At 45.5% G+C, this 25,745-nt stretch carries 11 protein-coding genes and 5 pseudogenes; 15 read left to right on the top strand and 1 reads right to left on the bottom strand.

The annotated features are described in order from the left end of the window. Positions 1 to 6: 6 nt before the first annotated feature. The 7 genes and pseudogenes from GCU48_RS22120 to GCU48_RS22150 all read left to right on the top strand — a co-directional run bounded on the left by GCU48_RS22120 (position 7) and on the right by GCU48_RS22150 (position 7,863). Positions 7 to 942 (top strand): winged helix-turn-helix domain-containing protein, encoded by a 936-nt coding sequence (locus GCU48_RS22120; RefSeq protein ID WP_152381471.1) that lies wholly within the window; start codon positions 7 to 9, stop codon positions 940 to 942. A gap of 124 nt (positions 943 to 1,066) precedes the next feature. Next, complete coding sequence (locus tag GCU48_RS22125) at positions 1,067 to 1,981, top strand: class I SAM-dependent methyltransferase (protein WP_152381472.1); 915 nt, start codon at positions 1,067 to 1,069, stop codon at positions 1,979 to 1,981. Between the two features lie 193 nt (positions 1,982 to 2,174). Further along, complete coding sequence (locus GCU48_RS22130; RefSeq protein ID WP_208811883.1) at positions 2,175 to 3,902, top strand: ABC transporter substrate-binding protein; 1,728 nt, start codon at positions 2,175 to 2,177, stop codon at positions 3,900 to 3,902. Positions 3,903 to 4,009: 107 nt separating this feature from the next. Continuing rightward, the gene (locus tag GCU48_RS22135) at positions 4,010 to 4,963 is read left to right on the top strand and encodes an ABC transporter permease (protein WP_152381474.1); all 954 of its coding nucleotides are present in this window, start codon (positions 4,010 to 4,012) and stop codon (positions 4,961 to 4,963) included. Positions 4,964 to 4,978: 15 nt separating this feature from the next. Next, positions 4,979 to 5,904: pseudogene (gene opp4C, locus GCU48_RS22140) on the top strand (oligopeptide ABC transporter permease). A gap of 13 nt (positions 5,905 to 5,917) precedes the next feature. After that, positions 5,918 to 6,901 (top strand): ABC transporter ATP-binding protein, encoded by a 984-nt coding sequence (locus tag GCU48_RS22145; RefSeq protein ID WP_152381475.1) that lies wholly within the window; start codon positions 5,918 to 5,920, stop codon positions 6,899 to 6,901. After that, positions 6,894 to 7,863 (top strand): annotated as a pseudogene (locus GCU48_RS22150) (ABC transporter ATP-binding protein). The gene GCU48_RS22145 and the pseudogene GCU48_RS22150 overlap by 8 nt, the downstream one beginning before the upstream one ends. A gap of 207 nt (positions 7,864 to 8,070) precedes the next feature. Here GCU48_RS22150 and GCU48_RS22155 read toward each other — a convergent pair. Then, positions 8,071 to 9,045 (bottom strand): annotated as a pseudogene (locus GCU48_RS22155) (multicopper oxidase family protein); the annotation flags it as partial. Positions 9,046 to 9,316: 271 nt separating this feature from the next. Here GCU48_RS22155 and GCU48_RS28280 point away from each other — a divergent pair. The 8 genes and pseudogenes from GCU48_RS28280 to GCU48_RS22180 all read left to right on the top strand — a co-directional run. Then, positions 9,317 to 9,412 (top strand): annotated as a pseudogene (locus tag GCU48_RS28280) (DNA-binding response regulator); the annotation flags it as partial. Next, positions 9,412 to 9,988 (top strand): annotated as a pseudogene (locus tag GCU48_RS22165) (cation diffusion facilitator family transporter); the annotation flags it as partial. The pseudogenes GCU48_RS28280 and GCU48_RS22165, both read left to right, overlap by 1 nt. Before the next feature lie 1,016 nt (positions 9,989 to 11,004). After that, entirely contained in the window at positions 11,005 to 11,190 is a 186-nt protein-coding gene (locus GCU48_RS29355) for an IS3 family transposase (RefSeq protein WP_425280878.1), read from the top strand. 404 nt (positions 11,191 to 11,594) lie between these two features. Continuing rightward, positions 11,595 to 11,849 carry a hypothetical protein gene (locus GCU48_RS27400; protein ID WP_208811885.1) on the top strand — a complete coding sequence of 85 codons (255 nt, stop codon included), beginning with the start codon at positions 11,595 to 11,597 and terminating at the stop codon, positions 11,847 to 11,849. A 16-nt stretch (positions 11,850 to 11,865) separates the two neighbouring features. Then, a complete protein-coding gene (locus GCU48_RS27405; RefSeq protein ID WP_208811887.1) occupies positions 11,866 to 12,342 on the top strand; it encodes a hypothetical protein in 477 nt (158 codons plus the stop codon). Positions 12,343 to 12,366: 24 nt separating this feature from the next. After that, positions 12,367 to 12,879 (top strand): transposase, encoded by a 513-nt coding sequence (locus GCU48_RS27410; protein ID WP_208811889.1) that lies wholly within the window; start codon positions 12,367 to 12,369, stop codon positions 12,877 to 12,879. 285 nt (positions 12,880 to 13,164) lie between these two features. Next, positions 13,165 to 13,449 (top strand): hypothetical protein, encoded by a 285-nt coding sequence (locus GCU48_RS27115; RefSeq protein WP_208811891.1) that lies wholly within the window; start codon positions 13,165 to 13,167, stop codon positions 13,447 to 13,449. Between the two features lie 142 nt (positions 13,450 to 13,591). Continuing rightward, the gene (locus GCU48_RS22180) at positions 13,592 to 25,708 is read left to right on the top strand and encodes a non-ribosomal peptide synthetase (RefSeq protein WP_167518745.1); all 12,117 of its coding nucleotides are present in this window, start codon (positions 13,592 to 13,594) and stop codon (positions 25,706 to 25,708) included. The last annotated feature ends 37 nt before the right edge of the window (positions 25,709 to 25,745 follow it).

A 25,745-nucleotide genomic window follows, 5' to 3' on the forward strand; every position in this document is an offset into this window, starting at 1 on the left:
AGAGCGATGTGTTATGACGTGAATGCTCCTTATGATGTGCATGTAGCATATGGACCGGTGTTTGAGCTGCTCAGCAGCTTGCATACCTTTATTTGCCGCAAGGCTTACAAGAAGACCGATTTATCATCGGAATGGGCGGAGCAGGTACGTGGCACGCTGTCTCCAGGTTTGTCCGGATTGCTGGAGACGATGGAAATCAATGCAGACTGGAAGGTCATCTACGGACTCGTCTGCATGCTTACCGATCAAGGAGGTATTGATGAGGTTGTAGATCGTCTGGAGAGCCAGACTGCACAGGAATTGAACGACCAGGCATTGGCCTATGGTATCCTGTTGCCTGACGATATGGAGAAGCTTCGCAGGCTTACTTTGCGGCTGTTATCCGGCTGGTATGAGGAGTATTTTCGTCACGTGGATACGAGCATTCTAAGCGGGCTGAAACAGGAAGCTGAACGCAGAAATAAGGAAAAGGATGCATATAGTACTATGGAATGGGTGGATCGTACAACCAATGGCTTCCGGTTTGAGCCTTCCGAGGGACTGACGCGGGTGCTGCTGGTCCCGCAATATCATTTTCAACCGATTAATATCATTTACCGGTTTGGTTCGCTTCTGTTATGTCATTATTCGGCGGGGATTTATGTTCAGGAGGAAGACTTTTTATCCCCACAGGAATACCGAATGATTCGAAGCCTGGGGGAGAAGAGCAGGCTCAAAATTTTAAAATATTTGTACCAAAGCCAGAATCTGCGTAGCTTCATTGAGATTGTCCGTTATCTCAAGCTGTCCAAGGGAATCACACACGACCATATTTTCAAGCTTCGTGCTTCTGGTTTCATTCATGCTCATTTTGATGGCGAAACATTGCTTGGTTACAGCGCGCGGCTTTCGGCCGTGGATGAAATGCACGCGAGTATCCTTGACTATATGGAGCGAAATTAGATCATTTTTCTCTTGACAAAAATATTTATTTATGCTATAATTTACTTTTATGGAATTTGTGTTTATAATGAGATTCTCCTGGCCAGGGGAATCTTTTTTTGTTTATCACTAGGAGGATAAAGGTATGAAGCAAAATGAATCCAGTTTAACTTCCCTAATATCAGCTTTTGGCAGAGCATACCACAGTCAATATGACACACCCAAAATTTTTGATGATTTTATCGCAAAAGATCTAATCTCCCAAAAAGAGTTTTCAGACATCAAAGAGAATATGATTCAAGGGATAGCATTTTTTAATACAGATATTGCTCAAAGGTTCCAGGACGATCCAGATGAAATTTTAAAATGGATTACCCAAGTCCAGCTTTCTCCAACGACCTTAGCACGTGCTGCGTATTGTGAAAAAGTATTACTTAATGAAGTCAGGTTAGGATTAAAACAGTATGTCATCCTTGGAGCTGGGTTGGATACTTTTTGTTTCCGGTATCCAGAATTGCGAAACAGCCTGGAAATATTTGAAGTCGATTATCCGGCTACACAGGAACATAAAAAGCAAAGGCTAGATGACGCAAATTTAAAAATCCCGAGCCATCTTCATTTTGTTCCGATGGACTTCACCCATCATTTGTCTTTTCAAAATCTATTAGCTCAAGGGTTTGAACACCAAAAAACGTTCTTTAGCCTTCTGGGTGTTTCTTATTATTTAACTAAAGAGGAAAATGCAAAATTAATAAATCATTTGTTTGCCCAAGTCCCATCGGGAAGCTCAATTGTGTTTGATTATGCAGACGAAAATCTTTTTAAAGAGAAAGGAATGTCTAACCGAGTTGATAATATGGTGAAAATGGCTTCCGCCGGTGGAGAACCAATGAAAGCATGTTTCAATTATTATGAAATTGAAAATATGCTGGAGAAATCAGATTTACTAATTTATGAACATCTATCACCAGCTACAATAAATGACCTTTTCTTTGAGAATAGGACAGATTATTTGACTGCATTTGAAACGATTCATTATATCCATGCTATAAAAAAATAATAGTACCGCTCATAACAGACTCGCCTCTCAATCTATGCTTAGGATTGAGAGTTTTTTTTAACTCCAGTCACTTTATATAAGAATAATGCAGTTCTCCCTTTACAGAACCCCATTAAATTCCTATAATGAGATTTATCTTATTAATCACGACTTGTTATATCGGAATATACTGAATTAACTTGGGGGGATTATTTTGAAAAAGGAAATGATTCGGCTTGGCAGTCTGCTTCTGGCGGGCTCTGTCTTGTTGGCTGCTTGCTCTAACGGGGGGGGGGGGGCGGACAGTGCTGACAATACGACGGCGCAAAATAATGAGAACACGCAGACGGCTGGTACAGCGCAGCCATTAACGAGCCTGGTGCAAGCTTCTGATCTGTCCAAATTGCCGGAGGTGTCGCAAAAAAGAAACGACACGATTATTGTCGGTCTGACCGACCCGGCAGGCGTGTTCACGCCGTATTTTAACCAAAGCGGTTATGACGGCAATGTGATCTCGCAGTTGTGGACTCCGCTGGTTACGGTAGACGAGAAGGGGCTTCCACTACCAAATCTGGCGAAGAGCTGGGATATTTCCAAGGATAATCTAACGTACACGTTTCATCTGGTTCCAGGTACCAAATTCAGTGATGGCTCCCTTTTGACAGCAGAGGATGTTGCGTTTACTTGGACGTTGATCTATGACAAAGCCTATCCTGGCGACAGCCAAATCCGAAAGCTGAACATTAAAGGCGGCAATGCCTATACAGAAGGCAAAGCACAACAAATTGACGGAATTAAGGTGATTGATCCGCAGACCATTTCTGTGACGTTAGAGAAACCAAATGCGCTGGCACTGACAATTCTAGGTGAGTATGTGCTGTCCAAAGCTTACTATGGCAAGGATTACAAGTTCGGACAGCTGGATTATTTTAAAAATCTGCATGGCAGTCCTCTGGGTAACGGAGCTTATAAGCTGGAAAAGTTCATACCAGGACAAGAGGTTCGTCTGGAGGCCAATGACTACTTCTTCAAAGGCAAGCCGAAAACGCAGCACTTCATCTACAAAACAGCAGAGGGCGATGCTTGGCCGTTCATTGAAACGGGCGATACCGACTTTGCTTCCTTCACCGCAACGCAGGAAAATATCGACAAGCTAAAAGGGCTTGGCTTTTTGAACATTTTGCCCTACACCCCAAGCACTTACGGATATTTGCAGGTCAATCTGGAAAATGAAAAGCTGAAGGATAAAAAGGTTCGGCAAGCGTTGACCTATGGACTGGATCGTAAAAGCATTTATGTCGACGCAGCTCAGGGGGCAGGGGCGGTGGCTAACATTCCAGCTTCCCCAATATCCTGGTCTTACACGACAGACGGAATCAACCCCTATAACTATGACACGGAAAAAGCAAAAAAGCTGCTGGATGAAGCGGGCTGGGTAGAAGGCAGTGACGGTATCCGTGAGAAAAACGGTCAGAAGCTGACCATTCACTTGCTGACCTCCAAGCGTCCCGAAACAGATACTTTTATTGCGCTTGCGGCTGAAAATTACAAAGCAATTGGTGTAGATTTGCAACCGGAAATCTTCGCAGACTTTAATGCCATGGTCGCCAAAGTAGAAGGCAAGGATTATGATCTGGCCGCCTTCTCGACAGGGATGCTGACAGATCCATCGGATGGGATCGAGCCATTCGTCAATGGAGAAATCAAGGGATATAACAATCCAAAGCTCAAAGAGTTATATGAAAAAGGCTTGTCTACGACGAATATTGAAGAACGCAAGAAAGTATATAAAGAGTTATATGTGCTGCTAAATGATGAATTGCCCGTCATTTTCACCAACTACAAGAAGACAGTGTATGCCTATAATGGTCGGATGGAACATGTAAAGGCCAGTCCGTTCATTGGCTTATCTGGTAATCTGTTCGAATGGTCCCTTAAATAAGTAACGCCTGCGGCCCCTTGTGAAGAACATCAGGTTCGGATCAAGGGGCCTCGCCAAATGGGAAATGCAGTTTGAGCAGCCCGATCCTGAGGTGAAAGGAGTCTGTCATGAGCTCATTTTTAACGAAAAGACTGACATATATGATTATTATTTTATTGGCCGCTTCGATGATGATTTTTTTCCTGTACGCCATGACACCGGGAGATTTCATTAGCGGCAATCTGAAGCTGTCGCCGGAGAGAAAGGCAGAGCTGAGAGAAATCTATGGCCTGAACAAGCCTGTTCTTGAACGGTACGGCAACTGGCTGGAAAATGCGCTGCATGGCAATTTTGGTTATTCGCTTGCCCAGCAGAAGCCGGTGCTGACCTTGTTTAATGAGTATATCTGGAACTCGTTTTTGCTGGCTATTGTATCGACCTTCCTGACCTGGCTTATCGCGGTCATTATTGGTGTGGTTGCGGCTTACAAGCAGTATTCATGGTTCGATACGTTGGTTATGGTGGTGATTTTTGCTGCAATGTCCGTTCCGTCTTTTTTTATCGGGCTGTATCTGATTAAAATTGCTGCTGTTGACCTAAAGTGGCTGCCACCGGGCGGCATGCTCAATACAGGCAGTAACGCTACAGGCTTGGAGTATGTGAAGGAGGTTCTCCAGCATATGACCTTGCCCGTGATCGTTATGACGCTACTGGGACTGGGGTCGTTGACCCGCTACTTCCGTAGCAATATGATCGACGTGATCCAGCAGGATTATATCCGCACAGCTCGTGCAAAGGGACTAAAGGAAAGAAAGGTGCTTTTTACGCACGCACTGAGAAATGCACTACTGCCGGCCATTACGCTCGTTGGCTTCGAATTGCCAGCGCTGTTTGGCGGATCACTTATTATTGAAAAGATTTTTAACTGGCCGGGCATCGGTCAGCTGTATATGCTATCCTTTTCGCTTCGGGATTATCCGCTGCTCATGGGCTTCACGATGCTGATTGCCATATTGAGCGTCATCGGGACGCTGTTGTCCGATATTTTGTATCGCATTGCAGACCCGCGTGTGAAAGTGTAAGGAGGGGGCGAAGGAATGTCATCTGTTAGCAGTAATTTGAGTAAAAGCAGTGCCAGACTGCGATCAGCTGCCAAATCCTCGATATGGCAACAAGCGCTCAGGCAGCTGTTTAGAAACAAGCTGGCTATGGCTGGTCTGCTGTCGTGGTATTTATGTTTTTGCTCTGTTTTATCGGCCCGTTATTTTCTCCCTATGCCGATAACAAAACAAATATATTGATGATGAACAAGCCGCCGAACATCCATCACTGGCTGGGAACAGACAAGCTGGGACGGGATGTGCTGACCCGTGTGATGCAGGCAGGGCAAATTTCTCTGACGGTGGGCTTGGCTTCTATGGTGCTGTCTGTCGTTTTGGGGGCTACGCTGGGAGTCATATCTGCCTATTTTCGCGGGATCGCCGATCAGATTATTATGCGCGTGGCTGATTTGCTGCTGACGATTCCCAGTTTGCCGCTGCTCTTTATTATGGGCGCACTGCTATCTGACTGGAAGGTTCCGCCCGATCAGCGGATGTATATTGTCATGCTGATGCTTAGTTTGGTCAACTGGCCGGGGATTGCACGGATGGTGAGAGGTCAGATGCTGAGTTTACGGGAGCGTGAATTTATGCAGGCCGCGACGGTATTGGGACTATCCAATCGCCGTAAGCTGTTCAAGCATCTGCTGCCGAATATTTTGCCGTTGCTGATCGTGATCGCTACATTGAACATCGGCGGAGCTATTTTGAGTGAATCTGTCCTTAGCTTCTTTGGACTTGGCGTGCTGCCCACGACACCGACCTGGGGCAATATGATTGATGCCGCCAACAATGTGCTGGATTTTCAGCAGCGTCCGTGGCTGTGGATACCGCCAGGCTTGTCTATTTTTGCTACAGTTATCGCTATTAATATTTTTGGTGACGGGCTACGGGATGTACTTGATCCGAAACATAGAAGGTAGGTGATCATACACCATGAACAATTTACTTTCCATTGAGCATTTAAGCACTCATTTTTATACAGAAGAAGGAACGGTTAAAGCGGTGGATGATATCAGCTTTCGCGTGAAGCCAGGGGAAACGGTGTGTATTGTCGGTGAATCAGGCTGTGGCAAAAGCATTACCGCCATGTCGATCATGGGCCTGATCCAGAGTCCAGGTGGTAAGGTGGCCAGGGGAAGCATCCGCTTTGAGGGTACTGATTTGCTGGAGCTTGGCAGAAATGAGATGCGCACGATTCGCGGACATGAGATATCTATGATTTTTCAGGAACCGATGTCTTCACTGAATCCGGTTATGACCATTGGTGAACAATTGTCTGAGCCGCTGATTGAGCATTTGAAGCTAGGCCGCAAGGAAGCTCGCAAGCGGGCACTGGAGCTGATCGAACAGGTTGGCATATCCCGACCGGAGCAGATTTTGAAAAGCTATCCGCATGAGCTGAGCGGGGGAATGCTGCAACGTATCATGATCGCCATCGCTGTGTCCTGCGGTCCCAAGCTGCTTATCGCGGATGAGCCAACTACGGCGCTGGATGTGACAATACAAGCACAAATCCTCGACATGCTGCGTGATTTTAAAGCCCAATCCAATATGTCGTTGCTGTTGATCACCCATGATCTGGGTGTGGTTGCGGAAATGGCAGATTACGTGATTGTGATGTATGCGGGCAAGATTGTCGAGGAAGGCGAAGTGGTACAGCTATTCAATCAACCCAAACATCCTTACACACAAGGCTTGCTCAAATCCAAGCCAGTGCTTAATCAGCGCCAAAAGGAGCTGTATTCCATCCCCGGACAGGTCCCTAATCCGCTGGAGCTGACGGCTTCCTGCTACTTTCATGACCGCTGCGAGCATTGTATGGACATTTGTCGCCTGAAGGAACCTACATTAAAAGAAATTTCAGCTCAGCAGAAAGCATCCTGCTGGTTATATGAGGAGGCGGTTGTTCATGGCTGAGCCGTTGTTGGAAATAGACCGCTTAAAAACGTACTTTCCGGTCAAATCCGGGTTTATGAATCGTACTTCAGGACATGTGCGGGCAGTGGACGATATCAGCTTTACCATCCGTCAAGGAGAAACCTTTGGCCTGGTGGGCGAGTCGGGGAGCGGCAAAAGCACGGTGGGCCGAACGATTATCAGATTGACGGACAAAACGGACGGTACTGTAAAATACAAAGGAGTTGACCTGCAGAGCTTGTCCGCAAAAGGGATGCAGGAGCTTCGTCCCAAAATTCAGCTGATCTTCCAGGACCCGTACAGTTCGCTGAATCCGCGGGTGCGGATCGGTGATGCGATTGGTGAGGCGCTGCTTGACCACGGTCTGGCGACGAAAGGAGGAGGTCCGGTCCATTGTACTGGATGTGCTCAAGCTGTGCGGATTGTCGGAGTATCATATCGACCGTTTTCCACATGAATTTTCGGGAGGACAACGTCAGCGGATTGGCATTGCCCGTGCCCTGGCACTCCAGCCGGATCTGATCATCGCGGATGAGCCGGTATCAGCGCTGGATGTGTCCATACAGGCGCAGATTATTAACCTATTTGCCAAATTGCAGGCCGAGCGGGGGCTGACATATCTTTTTATCTCGCATGACTTGAGTGTGGTAGAGCATCTGTGTTCCCGTATTGGAGTGATGTACCTGGGTTCGATGGTCGAAACAGCTTCGCGTGATGAGCTATTCGAAAACCCGCTGCATCCATATACGAAGGCGTTACTGTCCGCTGTGCCTGTTCCGGTGCCGAAGCTGAAAAGGGAACGCATTTTGCTCAAAGGGGATACCCCGAGTCCGGTTAACCCTCCTTCAGGCTGCAAGTTCCATACCCGCTGTCCCTTTGCGATCGACCGTTGCTCCCAAGAGGCTCCGCTTTACTGCGAGGCTCGACCAGATCACTGGGTGTCTTGCCATTTGGTTGAATGAAGAAGGGTGCATCAGCAAAATTCGAAGCCGTCGAAACGGCAGACCGCTCATCACAAAGAAGCGGTTCTGCTGATTCAACGGCTTTTTGATGTGGCTAGAGGAATTCAAATATGTCTTGAAATATCATCTTTTTTGGGTTTTTATGTCATTCGCACAATTTCTACACAATTTCTACATACTTTCTTTTTACAATAACTCAGATGAAAGAGCCTGGAATTCAATATCCACCCGTTCACCGGGGGCAATCGAAAGCAGATTGTCCTTAACCCACTTCGGATCAGAGGCAGGATTGCCATCGGTAGCAATGATACGGTAACGATGTCCATGCAAATGAAGCGAATGACTCAAATACCCGGCGTTAATCAAGCGTAGACGAACGGTGCCTCCTTGGGTGACCTGCAGCGGCTGCGAGCTATTAATAGTTTGGCCGTTTATCGTATAGAGATCATACATACTCATATCATGTCCCGACGGAGTAGATGCTGATTGTTTATGTTGGCCATTTGCATCGGTTTCGCTTGAGGAATGATCCATGCCGTGCATGCTCATGTCCATGTTCATATTCTTCATGCCTTCGTGACCATGTTCCGGGCTTGAACTCATCCACTCATCCAACATTAACGTATAATCCCGGTCTGCTTTCACCAGTTCATCTTCCACAATAAAGGAACCATAAAGCCCCTTATCGACCTGATTGACGCTGTCCTGATGAGAATGATACCAGTACGTGCCGGGAACCGTCGCTTTAAAGGTATAAGTAAAGCTCTTGCCTGGAGCAATCGCATTTTGCGTGATCCCTGGAACACCATCCATTTTAAAAGGCACAGGATATCCATGGATATGCAAAGAAATGGGCACTGTTAACTGATTTTTCACGGTAATGTTTACAGTTTTTCCTTTTTTAATCCGGATTTGCGGTCCTGGCACTGAGTTATTAAACGTCCAAACCGGGAGGGATGTTCCCTTTTCTACTTCCAGGTTGCTGGCTTCGGCCGTCAAGGTTGCCAGTTCACCATTTAATTCAGTGGGCTTGACGGTTCGTTTTAACGATACTGCTTCGGCCGTGGTTTCTTTAGATGAAGCTGCTGTAGGTTTAACATCTTTAGCAGTTGAACAACCAGCCAAGATGCTCATGAGCGCAAATATACCCAGGATTGTCTTTCCGAGTAATACTTTATTCATGACACATGTTCCTCCTTCTATTATTAATAAGACGCATTATAGGTCACAATATTGTGGAAAGTATGAAGTTGCCACAAATTTTAATTATAAGAATTTCCTCATAAAAACCACACAAGCGAGGGCTATACTCAAGGCATCCGGAGAGGAGTGATCAGCATGGATTGGAGTTGGTTGCCTGTGCTGGAACAAGGGTCAGAAGAATATGCATCTTGTTCTCATGTTTGTTATGCTAATGTAGGAACAACGACTTCACTAAGGTAGGGGAATAGGCGTGGGTCAGTTAAGAGTGCTCGTGATCGATGACAAATGGAATATGCGAAATCTTCTGCGAATTTATTTAAGTAAAGAAGGATTTCACGTAACCGAATGGTGGTTGACGGGTTTGTTTGGAGCAAAGCGATGAAAGAAGTGCTGCATGAATCCAGAGTGGAAGCCAAGGGACTCGGCATTTTTACGTCTGCGTTCCGTTATGTGGGACGTGCTGCCCCGCCAACTCGTCTGGTGTTTTATGAGGATTTGGTAGCAACAACGGGTGGGGTGCTGGCTCTGCTGGCTGTTGTGGTCACATCGCTGACAGATTTTAAGCTGCTGGACGGGATTTCGAGTATTCTTATCGGTTGTCTGATGGTCGGTGTTGCTTTCCGGGCCGGCTACGATAATATGGTGGGCTTGATTGGTGTATCGGCTCCCCCGGATATCGAAGAACGTGTGGCTTCTATTATTCTTGCCGATTCGCATGTAACGGATATTTATCAAATGCGTATTTTGCAGGAGGGACGGCTACTATCACGTGGAAGGGCTGATTGAGCTTACACCGGGAATGACGCTGGCAGATGCAGATGACATCAAGTTCAGAGTCGAGGATGCTTTGCTGCGTGACCCTCATATTTCAGACGCTGCATTAGGTATTTTGGAAGATGATGGGGTTAAAAACTGGAAGTAGTGTAAAACAAGAACTTTCATGACTACGAAAATGTGGCGTGGAGGTTCTTTTGCATTTTTAAAATGACTTGGCTACCTCGGGGTACGTCATTTCGTTGATCCACTCGGTTAGTTCCATCTCGGGATTGGTCATGAGAAGGACGATGTAGGAACGAAACAAGAACACTGGATCCCGAGGTTCAGGGCCTCGATCCGAGTAGTCGACTTCTAGAAAAGTTGTAATGGCGGAGAAATCTGTCATTCAAAGTTTGGCTGCGAGCGGCCAATCCTTGTTGATGAGGACGATGCTGGGACCGCAATGAGTACGAAGTTGCTGGAGAACAAAAGCCTGATAATCTGAATGCGGAACAAGAACAGGTTGCAAGTACAACACGCTTCAATCACGAGTAGTTAGGGCATACCCCTTTTCACGAATTTGGGGAATTATAGAATTTATCAAGTGCTTTTTCGAGAAATAAGCCGCATTTTTCAAGTATTTTTTCCAATTTGAGATGTGGTTGAAATAAAAACCCCCCCTACGAAAGTAGGAGTAATACAAGTTTAGTGTTGCAAGGAAATCTTTGTACCACAAGAGAGGCTATAGATTTTACAGGAGGATGTCTCATGGCAATCGTGAATCTGGAGGATCCACAACACAGGCGGGAATATCTTATCAAAATGCCATTGCAGCGTTATTTCTTGGGCGGATGCTTGATCCAAGAGCGGATGATATTTTTTGAAAGTTGTGAGAGGTCAGAGTAGAAGCTTCTGAAGATGTAGATGATATTGTGCTTACATTTGCAAAAATGACAAAAAAGTTTATTCAAGCTAAAGAGTCGGTTTCCAGAGCTAATGATACAAAAAGCGCATGGGGCAAGAGAACTGTCAGGTAAATCAGCTTGCGAAGCTCCGGCGGATGGCGAAAAAAGTGGACAACTTCTCTCAGTTCTGCGGCCAGGACTTCACCAGCAGCTGATATTTCGCTCCCCAGGTGTCTTCGAACCGGTCTAGTTCCATATTGAATCCTATCATTCGATCATCGAAACCGAATGCTTTCAGCGTCATGAGTTTGAGTCTTATCCACAAGCTTATGAAATCGTAAGCCAGTTTATCCAGGATAATAATCGCATGCGTATCCACGGCAGTATCTACGATTTATCCCCGTATGAATATATGAAAGCGGTAAAGCATGGCACTGTTAAGCCAAAGCAGATTAAGGTTTAAGCGTCGACACAAATGAAAAACGAAGCAAATTAAAGCAATTCTACGATTGATGTCAAATAAGAGGTGCAGTGTCTATAATAAGGGTGTTTAACCCCTATGAATAACATTGCACGTTATTCCAAAAAGATACATAATAATGTATAATTCAACTATATCATCTTTTTGTGTAATTTACTCCATAACATGGTAACTATGGTCGGCTTATTTTGAATATTATCCAGGACTTTCGGGACTGACATTTTCGAAGGCTGAAAAGACAAGAAGGAGCAAGGGTTTGAAGAGATAGACGGAAAATGGAAGAAATTTTCAATTTGGATGAAATTTATAGATTTAAAAGAAATTTCCAAAAAGATGTAGAACGCCTCCTTATCCGGAGATAGGGAGGTGTTTTCAGTGAGTAGACCTTGGCTTGGTTAGCTGCTCTCACCTATGTTTCAACAGTATACGGAATTGGGAAAAAAATCAAGCTGGCGAAAGACGGAAAAAAGAAGCCCCAAATCATGGCTTCGACTGTCTTCTGCGTCATGCTCCTTGGATTTCTGTTTCGCATGGAGAGCTTTAACCAATTAAACGGATGGCTGCGAGGCGGGCGGTTTCGAAAATTGCCGCCGAATGTGCGTTTCCCGCTCATCGAACGCGATCCGGGAATCTCTGGCTAGCTATGACCTGAGCGTCTTGCGGCAAACTCATCGGCACATCATCCAAAAGGCGCGGCGCAACCATGTATTTCGTCAAGGGACGATAGGCGGTCTGGTCGTGGTAGGGCTGAACGGCGTGGAGCTTTTCGAAAGTACGAAAAAATGTTGCGAGCATTGTTTGACGCGTGAGAAGGATGGGGTGACGAATTATTTTCATCGAGCTGTGGGCTGCATGGGTATTGGTTCTGACCCTCATCTGCTACTCGGTTTGGAAGAACTGCGCCCGAAGACAGACGATTCTGACAAAGATGAAGGCGAATTAACGGGTGCGAAGCGGTTGCTCAAACGGTTGTATCAGGATTATCATCACTTTGCTGATGAGGTGGTAGCCGACGCGCTCTATTCGAATGCCCCGTTCATCAAAGCCGTGCTGGAGATCAAGATGGATGTGTTTGTGCGAATTAAGGACAAGCGTCTGCATATTGTCAAAGATGCGATGGGTTTGTTTCGATAACGGCCAGCGGATCAGAGTTGGATCGTGAAAGACGCCGAGCCGCAAGAGGCTCGCAAGAAGCGCCGGGCAAGGCGCGTGGAAGTACAGGCGTGGGATGAAGAAGGGTTCGAGACGACAGGTTTGAAGCGCAAGATTCGGTTCCTGCGCTTTGTGAAGACGATCACGGAAACCGTATATGTTGGCGACAGGGCGAAGGAACAAACGGCGACCCAAGAAGTCTGGGTCGTCACCACGTTAGGCAAGCACGTTCCGGCAAGCGTGATTTGGGAGATGATTCACCAGCGTTGGGATATCGAGAACAATGGGTTCCGGGAACTGAAAACCAAATGGCATCTGGACCACTGCTTCATGCATCAGACCAGAGCCATAGAAGCGATTCTTCTCTTCATCGTCATGGCGTTCAACCTGTTCCAACTGTTTCTATTTCGACGCGTGGAGGGCTTTCGTGGATTGAACCTAACCCAAAGCATGATCGTGGAGGAGCTTCGGATTCAAGCAGTGTGCCTAGATACGCCGCTGTTCTGTTTACTGGAATGATCGAATGTAGACACATGTAAGAAAATGGAGGGATATGGTTTGGCATGGAGGGATGTCACCATGTGTTTGTTCAAATGCGCTTATCATTTCGCAGGTAAAGCGTAACGTGTCGACTCGTTAACAATTTGTCGTCACACATTTTTTAAAACGCGAACATCACAAAGTTGGAAACGAGAGCTGAAATCTCTGAATATTTATCGAAAACACTTGACTTTTTGATGTTGCACCAAGAATCGCGAAGGATACCTTCTTCAAGGTATATCTTTCAGATTATAGGTGATCGTTTTGAGACAAACCTTGAGTAGCTACGGTTCCGAAAGCTTTCATAGGGGGAATGCGCCGATTTTGCGTACTCTCTGGGACAAGTTCGATTTTTCATTACTTCTGACACAGTCTGGAATTTTTAAACGCAGCGGTGCACCGGCTTGCATTCTTTGTATTATGTATGTCATCGGCTTGGTCTCCGGCTGTTCGTCTGTCGTTCAAATGAGCGACCTTGCCCACAAAGATGCACTTCTCGAAATGTTGTTTAAGCCGTTCATGCGGATGCCGACTGCATTTACTTGTTAAAAGAAGGGAAAGTCGCGGAGAAAGGCAATCACCAGCAACTGATGGATCAGTCGGGGGTGTTCTACTCCTTGGTCACCAAGAAACCAGAAAAGGTAGAGGCAGTGTAAGCCATTCAATAAATATTTTAGGGGGGATTCCAACCATGTTAGATTCAACCAAATATCCATTAACAAATGCGCAGAAGAGAATTTGGAATACCGAAAAATTACTGCCGAACACGGGATTAAGTGCCCCTTTGTTTTCCTTGAAATTGCAATCTCAAACGGGCTCCATAGATTACGGACTGTTGAAAAATGCAATCTTCCTTTTGATTGAACGAAATCCTTCCCTTCGCACCCAAGTCTTTGGAGAAGATGAGCCTGAACAATATTTTCGAAGTTCTAGCGTCGCTGATTTGAAAGTGATCGATGGATCAACGATGGATGTTGGTTCATACATCTTTGAAGAGTCTAGAAAAATAATGACTCTGAATGACTTAGACTTGGTTCAAATTCGATTTATTTTAATAAGCCAAGTTGAATGTGTCATTCTGTTTCGAATACATCATATTATTTGCGATGGTTATACGATGGAACTGATCGCAAAGGAAATCATGGATATTTACGACGGGTTATTGCGAGGTAGCGTTCCCTCTCAAATAAGGCCATCTTACATAGAATTTATCAAAAGCGAATCGGAGTACGAAAATTCCGATCGTTTTGTTCAGGATAGAGAATTCTGGCTGCAAGAATTCCAATCCTTTTCCTACGACAGTCAGGATATTCTACATGGCAAACGGTCTGCATGCACGGCAGGCGAAAGAAAGTCTTTTTCTATTGCGCCTGAGATGCATGATGACATCAGAAGATTTGGCGATGAACATAAGATTACTACTTTTACTATGTTTTTTTCGGCATTGCACTTATACCTGTATAAAGTGACCTCGAACAATGATCAAGTGATCGGAACGTACTACGCCAATCGAACAAATGCCAATGAACAAGAAATGCTCGGCATGTTTGTAAGTACCGTGCCGTTTCGAATGTCTATCGAGGGTAAACAAGACGTGTTGTCCTTTATTCAGGCTGTTTCTGAGAAAAAATCCGTTATCGCAGAGCATCAGAAATACCCTTTTAACCTGCTTGTTCATGAGTTGCGTCAAAACTACAATCATACCAATCCATTATTTCGTGCAGCTATGAATTTCCAAAGATCTTCCATTTTTGCGAACGATTTGTTCGAATACGAAATGGACCTGGTATTCGGCGGTCACGAAGAGAACGAATTATTGGTAAGGGTGCAGCATACGAAGGCAAAAAAACATTTGAGAATGGACTTCGATTATCGCACCAATGTATTCTCTGACGATGATATTAGCCTGATGTATTCCCATATCTCTAATCTGATTCAACAGATTATCCAAGATCCCCACCAATCGATCGATGAACTCGATTTGATGACTCCTGACGAAAGAACAAAATTGTTGATCGATTTTAACGATACGAAGGCGGGCTATCCGAATGACAAGACGATCCACGCGCTGTTCGAGGAACAGGCGGAGCGGACGCCGGATGCAGCGGCGGTCGTATTCGAGTCTCAATGGTTGACGTATGGGGAGCTGAACGCGAAGGCGAACCAACTGGCGCATGCGCTCCAGGCACGAGGCATAGGAGCCGACCGGATCGTGGGGATCATGGCGGAGCGGTCGACAGAGATGATCGCGGGAATTCTCGCGATCCTCAAGGCGGGCGGCGCGTACTTGCCGATCGATCCAGCGTACCCGGCGGAGCGGATTGCGTACATGCTGGAAGACAGCGGCGCAAGACTGTTGCTTGTATACGGGGACGCGGAAGTACCTCAAGATTACGAAGGAACCGTGCTGAACCTGACGAACGTGCCGTTGCATGCGTGCGACACCGTGAACCTGTCTGCGGCAAACGGGCCGAACGATCTGGCGTACGTGATCTATACGTCGGGATCGACGGGCAAGCCGAAAGGGGTCATGGTGGAGCATCGCAACGTCGTGCGGCTGCTCTTTAACGACAATAACCTGTTCGACTTCGGCGCGAGCGACGTCTGGACGATGTTCCATTCGTTCTGCTTCGATTTCTCGGTATGGGAAATGTACGGCGCGTTGTTGTACGGAGGCAAGCTGGTTATCGTGCCGAAACGGACGGCCCAGGAACCGCGGTTGTTCGCCGAGCTGCTGGATCGCGAACGCGTGACGATTTTGAACCAAACGCCAACGGCGTTCTACAGTCTGATCCACGAAGTGTGCGACCAGGAAACGAAGGGGAATCTATCTGTCCGCAAAGTCATATTCGGCGGGGAAGCGCTATCTCCCGCACAACTGGAACCGTGGGCGAAGGCGTATCCCGATGCCCTTCTGATCAACATGTACGGCATTACGGAAACGACTGTGCACGTGACATACAAGGAAATTACCGCCGAAGATATCCGGACGAACATCAGCAACATCGGCAAACCGATCCCTACGTTGTCGGTCATGATTCTAGACAAGAACGGACGCCTTGCCCCTTTGGGCGTAGCCGGGGAAATGTACGTGGCCGGGGCAGGCGTGACGCGCGGGTATTTGAACCGTCCGGAACTGACGGCGGAGAAGTTCGTGGACAATCCGTTTGAACCTAGCGAGCGGATGTACCGGACGGGAGACCTGGCAAGATGGTTGCCGGACGGGAACCTGGAGTACATGGGCCGGATCGACGAGCAGGTGAAAATCCGAGGGTACCGGATCGAGACAGGCGAAATCGTGTACCGTCTGGTGCAGCACGTGGACGTGAAGGAAGCGGTGGTCGTCGCCCGGAAAGATGAGGATGACGAAGCGTACCTGTGCGCGTACGTGGTAAGCGGCGGGGCATTCGATGCATCCAAATTGCGTGCGTATTTGAGGGAGAGCTTGCCGGATTATATGGTGCCGTCGTATCTGGTGGAAGTGGCGCGGATTCCGCTGACAGCTAACGGCAAGGTGGACCGGAAGGCGCTGCCGGAGCCGCAAGGGCTGGTGCAGGCAGGAAGCGAATACGTGGCGCCGCGCAATGAGACGGAGAAGACGCTGGCAGCGATTTGGCAGGACGTGCTCCGAATCGGACAAGTTGGAATCCAAGATAATTTCTTCGAGCTAGGTGGGGACTCAATGAAAGCGATCCGTCTGAGCGCTAGGATGGAGCATACAATTGGACAAAAGGCAAACATCACTCATCTGTTCCGGTATCCGACGATTGAGTTCTTCTTGGCCAATCTTTCATCCTGCGCAAACATGCCGGATCACGAGGCCTATGAGTCTATTCCAATCGCGGACGAGAGAGAGTACTACCCCGTATCCTCGGCGCAGAAACGGATGTACATACTAAGCCAATTAGAGGGAGGCGAAATCAGTTATAACATACCAGAAGTTATAGCTATTAAAGGTCCTCTGCATCTTCTGCGGTTACAAGAAGCTTTCCAAGGCTTGATTCAGCGTCATGAGTCCTTGAGAACGTCTTTTGAGTTAAGGAATGGAGAACCCGTACAGCTAATACACGATAAAGTGGAATTTTCTGTAGAGTATACAAAAGCTGGCAGAGAAAAAACGGATGAGTTAATTCAAAATTTTGTACGTCCATTTGATTTTGAGAAAGCACCGCTTATGCGAGTGGGAGTGGTAGAGCTAGACTCAGACGACCATTTAGTAGTGTTCGACATGCATCACATCATTTTTGATGGCGAATCTATGAACATTTTCATGAAGGAATTATTTCAGCTGTATGAAGGGAAAACGCTGGAGCCATTGCGCATTCAATATAGGGACTATGCGGTGTGGCAGCAAGGTGACATGCAAAGCGAACAGATGAAAAGTCAGGAAGCTTATTGGCTAGAGGTATTTCATGGTGAATTACCTATATTAGAAATGCCGACCGATTTTGTTCGACCATCGGAAAGAAATTTTTTGGGTGAAACCCACCGATTTGTTATTGATGAAGAAAGAAGCAGACGGCTAAAGCAAATGGCTGTACAAATGGACTCCACCTTGTACATGGTTTTGTTGTCCGCCTATACCATTTTATTGTCTAAATATTCGGGTCAAGAAGATATTATTGTAGGCAGCCCTGTAGCGGGAAGGAAGCATGCAGGTCTTGAGAATACGATCGGGATGTTTGTAAACACCTTGGCTTTAAGAAATGAGCCATTAGGGGAGAAGCTATTCTCCGAATATGTGCAGGACGTGAAAGAAAATGTACTCCGGGCATTTGAAAACATGTCTTATCCATTTGAAGAAATGGTAGAAAAATTAAACCTTAAAAGGGATCGGAGTCGAAATCCGTTATTTGATACGATGCTTGTGCTGCAAAACATGGATCAAATGCCATCACCCATCAACGAATTGCAGCTTAGCTCTTACGTGAGTGAACACACGGTAGCAAAAATGGATTTGGCTTTGCTGGTTGAAGAACGGGGAGGCCAAATTTGCTGCAGCTTCGAATATGCGACGGCTTTGTACACACAGGAGACGATTCAACGGATGGCCGGGCATCTTTTGCAGCTCATTGATAAGGCACTTAATCATTCTGAAGCGAAAATATCAACACTTGAAATCATTACCTCTCAGGAAAGAGAACAGATTATAGAAGAGTTTGCCAGTACTTTCGTTGACTACCCACATGATCAAACGATTCACCAATTGTTTGAAGAACAAGTAGAGCGCACACCTGAACAAATCGCTTTTGTATTTGAAGACAGACAATTAACATATCGTGAACTAAATGATCGCAGCAATCAGATAGCGCGAACGTTGCAAAAGGCGGGAGTGTCGTCCAATCAGTTGATTGGCATTATGACAGAACGTTCATTAGAGATGGTAATTGGACTATTGGCTATTTTGAAAGCAGGAGGAGCCTATGTCCCGATTGATCCGGATTATCCTGAGGAACGGATCGAATACATCGTAAAAAATTCCAGAGTGAAGCTTTTATTAGGGCAACAACATTTAGTAGAGCGGGTCCCTTATGTAGAGAAAATCAGTTTGGATGATCCGCGTTCATTTGAAAACGACGCGTCTAATTTGAAGAAGGGAACAGAACCGAATCAGTTGGCCTATGTCATCTATACATCGGGAACTACCGGGGAGCCAAAAGGTGTCATGGTAGAGCACAGCAGCATTCTTAATACGATTTTGTGGAAAAAGGAATGTTACGGTTTCTCAAGCAAAGATCGAGTTTTGATGATGACTCCCTATGTGTTTGACGCATTTATTACGCATTTTTTTGGTCCGATTGTCTCAGGTGCAACCGTCATATTACTCAATGATGAGAAATGTAAAGATCCCATGGCGATCAAATCTGTTGTTGCTTCACAAAAAATTACTCATCTGCAAAGCCCGCCGAGCTTCCTGATGACGATACTCGAAAACATGAATCCAGAGGATATGAGCTTCGTCACCCATGTGACCATAGGGGGAGACAAAGCTACACCTACTTTAATCCAAAAGCTGACGAGCATGAACGATAACGTTGTGATTTATAACGAATACGGACCAACGGAAAATAGCGTGGTGTCCACCTTCCTTTTAATCACAAGTTCGAATCAGAAAATTTCAATTGGAAAGCCGATCACGAATACATCCGTGTACATTATTGATAAATCTGACCACCTGCTTCCTATCGGAGTAATCGGTGAGTTATGTGTAGCTGGTGCAGGATTGGCTCGAGGGTATTTAAATCACTCCGAGTTGACAGCAGAGAAATTTGTAACAAATCCGTTTTGTCCGAAAGAGAGAATGTACCGGACAGGTGATTTGGCAAGGTGGTTGCCAGATGGAAATATTGAATATGTGGGCCGAATGGATTTCCAGATCAAAATCATGGGGAATCGGATTGAAACGGGCGAGATAGAATCCGTGCTATTGAGCATAGATGAAATACAAGAAGCGGTGGTAATTGCGGTTAAGGATGAACAGGGCATGAACAAGCTGTGTGTTTTCTTCGTGGCGGATGACCGTATGACGATAGTGCAAATCAGAAACGAGCTGTCAAAATGGCTGCCTTCCTATATGATTCCCGCTTATTTTGTAAGACTGGCGAAGATGCCGTTAACCACGAACGATAAAATTGATCGCAAGGCGTTACTGGCTATACCGGTGAGCATTGAGAGCGGAGTGGAGTACGTAGCTCCGCGAACGAAGGTTGAAGAATTACTGGTTGAGATTTGGCAAGCTGTGTTAGGCGTTGCCAAAGTAGGAGTTGCAGATAATTTCTTTGATCTTGGAGGCGACTCGATTAAATCGATTCAGGTTTCGTCAAGATTGTTCCAGGCAGGGTATCGAGTAAGCATGAAGCAATTGTTTAAATATCCAACTGTAGCTCTGTTAAGTCAATACGTGGAGCCAATTGGTAGAAATATCGAACAGGGTGAGGTAACGGGCAGTGCCATACTGACACCTATTCAGCACTGGTTCTATGAAAACTTCATCACGAAGGCTCATCACTTTAACCAGTCGTTTATGTTATACCGAGAACAAAGATTTGACGAAGCGGCTCTAGCCAAAGTGATGACGAAGGTTCTAGAGCATCATGATGTGCTCCGCACGGTATATCGACCAACTGCAAGCGGTTATGAAGCATGGAACAGGGGCACGGAAGACGGAAAGCTCTATAGCTTAGACGTAGTTGATTTGCGAGCGGAGTCCAACGCTGCCGAGGTAATTGAAGCGAAGGCCAATCAGATTCAAGCAAGTATAGACATAACGCAGGGGCCGTTGGTAAAGCTTGGTCTATTTACATGCACAGATGGGGACCATCTGTTAATCGTGATTCACCATTTGGTGGTAGACGGGGTTTCGTGGCGAATTTTATTCGAAGATATCAACGACGGCTATGGCCAGGCGTTAGCGGGCAAAGAAATCCAACTGCCTCAAAAAACAGATTCCTTTAAGCTATGGGCTGAACAGTTGTCCCAATATGCAGACAGTGAAGAAGTAAAACAAGAGCTCGCCTACTGGAAGCAAATCGAAGGGGGTGAAACAGGTCCGCTGCCAAAGGATTACGACCGGGATTGCGGACTCGTCAAAGACAGCGAAACCATCACGATAGAATGGACCGCGCAAGAAACGGAACAACTGGTAAAACAAACACATCGCGCGTATCACACGGAAATCAACGATCTGTTGTTGACGGCACTAGGAATGGCGGTACACAAATGGACGGGCATGGAACAAATAGTTGTCAATCTGGAAGGGCACGGCAGGGAACAAATACTTCCCGGGCTGGACATTACACGGACGGTAGGGTGGTTTACCAGCCAGTATCCAGTTGTCCTCCAGATCGAAGCTGATCAGAACATCTCCAAGCACATCAAGAGAATCAAGGAAGGACTGCGCCAAATTCCGAACAAGGGTATAGGTTATGGAATTCTCAGGTATTTATCAGCATTTCCAGACAAACCTCCCTATACAGTCCAGCCTGAGATTAGCTTTAATTATTTGGGACAGTTTGATCAGGACCTTCAAAACAATGACGTGCAAATCTCGTCCTATTCAGAGGGGCAAACGATAAGCGGTAACCAGTCTAAACTGTTTCCGTTAGAAATAAACGGAGGTATTTCCAAAGGGGTGTTGTCGTTTACCGTTACCTACAGTCGCAACCAGTACCGCATGGGAACTATGCAACAACTAACTGAATTGTTGCGAGCAAACCTGCAGCAGGTCATTGGACATTGTGTGACAAAGGAAGAAGCTGAATCAACACCAAGTGATTTCTCGTTGATAAATATAACAATGGAAGAGTTGGATCAGCTTGTTGAGCAAACACGACATATAGGAGCAATCGAGAATGTATATCCGTTGACCCCTATGCAAAAGGGGATGCTGTTCCACCACTTGCTAGAGCCACAATCAAGGGCTTATTTTCAACAGTCTTCTTTCGAAGTACATGGCAGTGTAAATGTTGACTTTTTTGTAAACAGCTTGCAAATTCTAGTGCGAAAGCATGCTGTATTCCGAACGAACTTCTATAGTGAATTATTGGACTCGCCTGTACAAGTCGTCTATCAGGATAAAAAACCTGAGTGTGCTTTTCTAGATTTACGAGGACGAAATGCGGCACAGAGAGAAGATTTCGTGAGAGGGTACAAAAGATCGGACATGGAAAAAGGTTTCGATCTAGCACAGGAAAGCTTGATGCGAATGTCTATTATACGGTTGGAAGAAGAAAAGTACCTTATGATTTGGAGCTTCCATCATATTGTAATGGACGGTTGGTGCACACCGCTTATTTTTAAAGAATTGTTTGATACCTATTATGCTATCCAGCAATCTAGACAGCCGATGCAAACGAAGGAAACACCATACAGTCACTTTATTGAATGGCTAGTTAACCAGAATCCAAACGAGGCGTCTTCATACTGGCTTGATTACTTGTCCGGCTATGAGGGTCAGACCGTATTGCCGAAGAAAAATAGTCAGGAAATAATTGAAGGCTATGTTTCTGAGAAAGTCGTTTGCAAATTCGATGAAGAACTGACACAGCGTATAAAACAGACGACAACTGTTAATCGGGTGACGATCAATACGTTGATGCAGGCTGCTTGGGGAATTTTATTGCAGAAATATAACAACAGTGAAGATGTCGTGTTTGGAACCGTAGTGTCCGGAAGACGCGAGGAGATACCGGGTATAGAGACGATGATCGGATTGTTTATCAATACAATTCCTGTACGCATTCATTGTGAGGCCGATGAAACATTTACGGAAGTAATGAAAAGAATTCAGGAAACGGCAATCGTGTCTCATCAATACGATATGTACCCATTGTATGAGATACAAGCAAACGTAGATCAGCAACAGCAGTTGATATCCAATATTATGATTTTTGAAAACTATCCTGTTGAGCAGCAAAAAAACCATGTGCAATCGGATGAACAGGATGTACTACGTATTGGCAATGTCATGGTTGAAGAACAAACCAACTACGATTTTAACGTGATTGTTGATCCTGAGGGAGAAATGAAAGTTGAGTTTTCTTATAATGCCAATACGTATGATCATGCAAGTGTCATGCAAATTAAGGAGCATTTCATCCAAATCATGAAGCAGGTTGTGGGTGATCCTTACATTCGTATGAAAGATATCACGCTTTTGACTGAATTGGAAAAGAAACAAATTCTTCACGAATTTAACGACACAACGGCTGAATACCCGAGTGAGAAGACAATTTCCCATTTGTTCGAAGAGCAGGTGGACCTCGTACCAGAACAAATAGCTGTCGTATTCGAAAATAAGCAACTGACATATCGGGAATTAAATGAACGCGCCAACCAACTAGCGCGAACACTGAGAGCCGAGGGACTTCAGGCTGATCAATTGGTTGGAATTATGATGGATCGCTCCGCCGAGATGTTGATTGGAATTGTCGCCATTTTGAAAGCGGGTGGAGCTTATGTGCCGATTGATCCGAAATTCCCAAGCTATTTATTGGAAAACTCGTGTGCAAAGCTGCTGCTGGCAAATCAATATTTGCACGATCGTGTATCTTTTAACGGTAAAAGGATCATCTTGGATGACGTCCAGTCTTACCACCATGACTGCTCCAATCTGGAATGCATATTGGGACCAACCGACTTGGCATATATCATCTTTACTTCCGGAACGACTGGCAAGCCTAAAGGAGTCATGGTAGAGCATCGCAATGTGGTGCGACTGGTGAAAAATACAAATTATGTGGGGCTAAACCAAAGAACGTGTATCTTACAAACCGGATCGCTTGTGTTTGATGCTCTGACATTCGAAATTTGGGGAGCTTTATTGAATGGCGGAAGAGTATGTTTTGTAGAAAAAGAAGCTGTACTGGATGAAGTGCGTATGAAAAACGTGATCGAGCAGCTTGAGATTAATACTATGTTTATCACCACGGCCTTATTCAACCAGCTTTCCAAACAAGACAGTAAATGGCTTGGAAATCTCAAGAGGGTACTGGTTGGTGGAGAGATGCTGTCCTTACCAATCATTAACCAAGTATTGCAGGATAATCCAAATGTAAACCTCGCCAATATATATGGGCCGACAGAAAATACAACCTTCTCTACCTGGTATCCGCTTGAGACCGAACAAACAGAAGATGTTCCGATCGGCAGACCGATTCGTAATTCTACTGCTTACGTTGTAGACAAGTGGATGAATTTGCAACCTGTCGGAGTATGGGGTGAATTACTCGTTAGCGGAGATGGTGTAGCTCGCGGATATTTGAATCAGCCTGAATTAACGAAAGAGAAGTTTGTAGAATGCTCCTTCTTAAAAAGCGGGCAACGCGGTTACAGGACAGGGGATCTGGTGAGATGGACTGCCGATGGCTTGATTGAAATTAAAGGACGGATCGATCATCAGGTGAAAATCCGTGGATTCCGGATTGAATTAGGCGAGGTGGAGGCTGCTCTCCTGAGATTGGATTCCATTGGAGAAGCGATTGTAATTGCTCGTGAGGATGAAGACGGCTTAAAGCAGCTATGTGCTTATTACGTAGGGGATAACTCAGTAACTGTAGGACAGATCAAACATCAATTATCGCAAGAGCTTCCTTCTCATATGGTGCCCGCTTATCTGATCAAACTGAATAAAATGCCGCTTACGCAAAACGGCAAGATTGACCGCAAAGCGTTGCCGCTTCCGGCAGCCGATTTGCATACCGGTTCGAGTTATGTAGCACCTCGAACGCTTATTGAAGACCAGATGGCAAAGATTTGGAAAGAGGTGTTAGGCTTATCCAAAATCTCCATCAATGATAATTTTTTCGACGTAGGAGGACATTCCTTACGTGCAACAACCTTGGTGGCTAAGCTGCATAAAGAGATGGGTTATCACATTTCAGTGAAAGATTTATTCCGGCATCCGACAATCGAAGAGATCTCCGGAGTAATATCGGGCAAGGAACAGCAGGCCTATACAAGCATTCCGGTGGCCGATGAGAGAGAACACTATCCCGTCTCTTCAGCGCAGAAACGGATGTATTTATTAAGCCAAGTTGATGGCGGAGAGCTGAGTTATAACATCACGTATCGTATTATCATAAATGGACCGCTTGATCGTGGACGCTTGGAAGCAGCGTTTCAAAGCTTGATACGTCGCCATGAGTCGCTCCGAACCGGTTTCGAGATTGTAGATGGAGAGCCGATGCAGCGTATCTACCCTGAAGTGGAATTTACTGTGGAGCAGTTCTTGGTAGGGGAACATGAAGTGAGAGATTGTGTTCGCTCTTTTGCCAGATCGTTTGATTTCGAGAAAGCACCGCTAATGAGAGTAGGATTGCTTGAGCTGAATATTGATCATCATATTTTATTGCTTGATATGCATCACATTATCTCTGATGGCGTATCCATGAACATTCTGATGAACGAATTTAGCCAACTATATGAAGGAAATGAACTCCTGCCAATTTCAATTCACTATAAAGATTATGCGGTATGGCAACAATCTGAGATCCAGAGCAATCTCATGCAAAAGCAAGAAGAGTATTGGCTGGAGGTATTAAGTGGAGAAATACCGCAGTTGGATATGCCAATGGATTACGAGAGACCATCGGTACGAGCCTACGAGGGAGACATAGTGGAGGTTGTCATTGACGATCACTTGATTCAAGGGGTTCGAGAGATTGAAATTCAGACTGAATCCACACAATTTATGATCTTGTTCGCAGCCTATACAATCCTTCTGGCGAAATATAGCGGACAAGACGACATCATCATTGGTACACCTATCGCTGGGAGAAATCATGCTGATTTAGATGGAATTGTTGGAATGTTTGTAAATACATTAGCAATTCGGAGTGCTCCATCTGGAGAAAAGACATTTATCCAATATGTAAATGAAGTGAAAGAAAACATGCTGCGAGCATACGAGCATCAAAATTATCCGTTTGATTTGCTTATGCAGAAAGTGAATTCCAAAAAAGATGCCAGTCGAAACGCAATATTCGATACGATGTTTACTCTGCAAAATATTGAAGCCATCGAATTTGCTATCAATTCCTTGACGTTTGAAGACTATAAAGAAGATCACTCCATCTCCAAGTTTGATCTATCTTTGTATGTAACCCTCGACAATAGACAAGTCAAAGCCAATTTTGAATATTGCATCAAGCTATTCAGCAGAGAATTGATAGCTCTACTGTCACAGGATTATGTAAGCATCTTATCGAGCGTCTGCCAAGATCCGTGCATCAAAATTAGCGATATCAAGCTAAGTGAAAAAACTGTAAAAGCGAGCAGCATGCTTGATGTACTGGAGTTCCATTTTTAGCCGGCTCTAACAAGAGCCTGAACGCAGATGATTGACG

It is taken from the genome of Paenibacillus brasilensis (assembly GCF_009363115.1).
Lineage (GTDB): Bacteria > Bacillota > Bacilli > Paenibacillales > Paenibacillaceae > Paenibacillus > Paenibacillus brasilensis.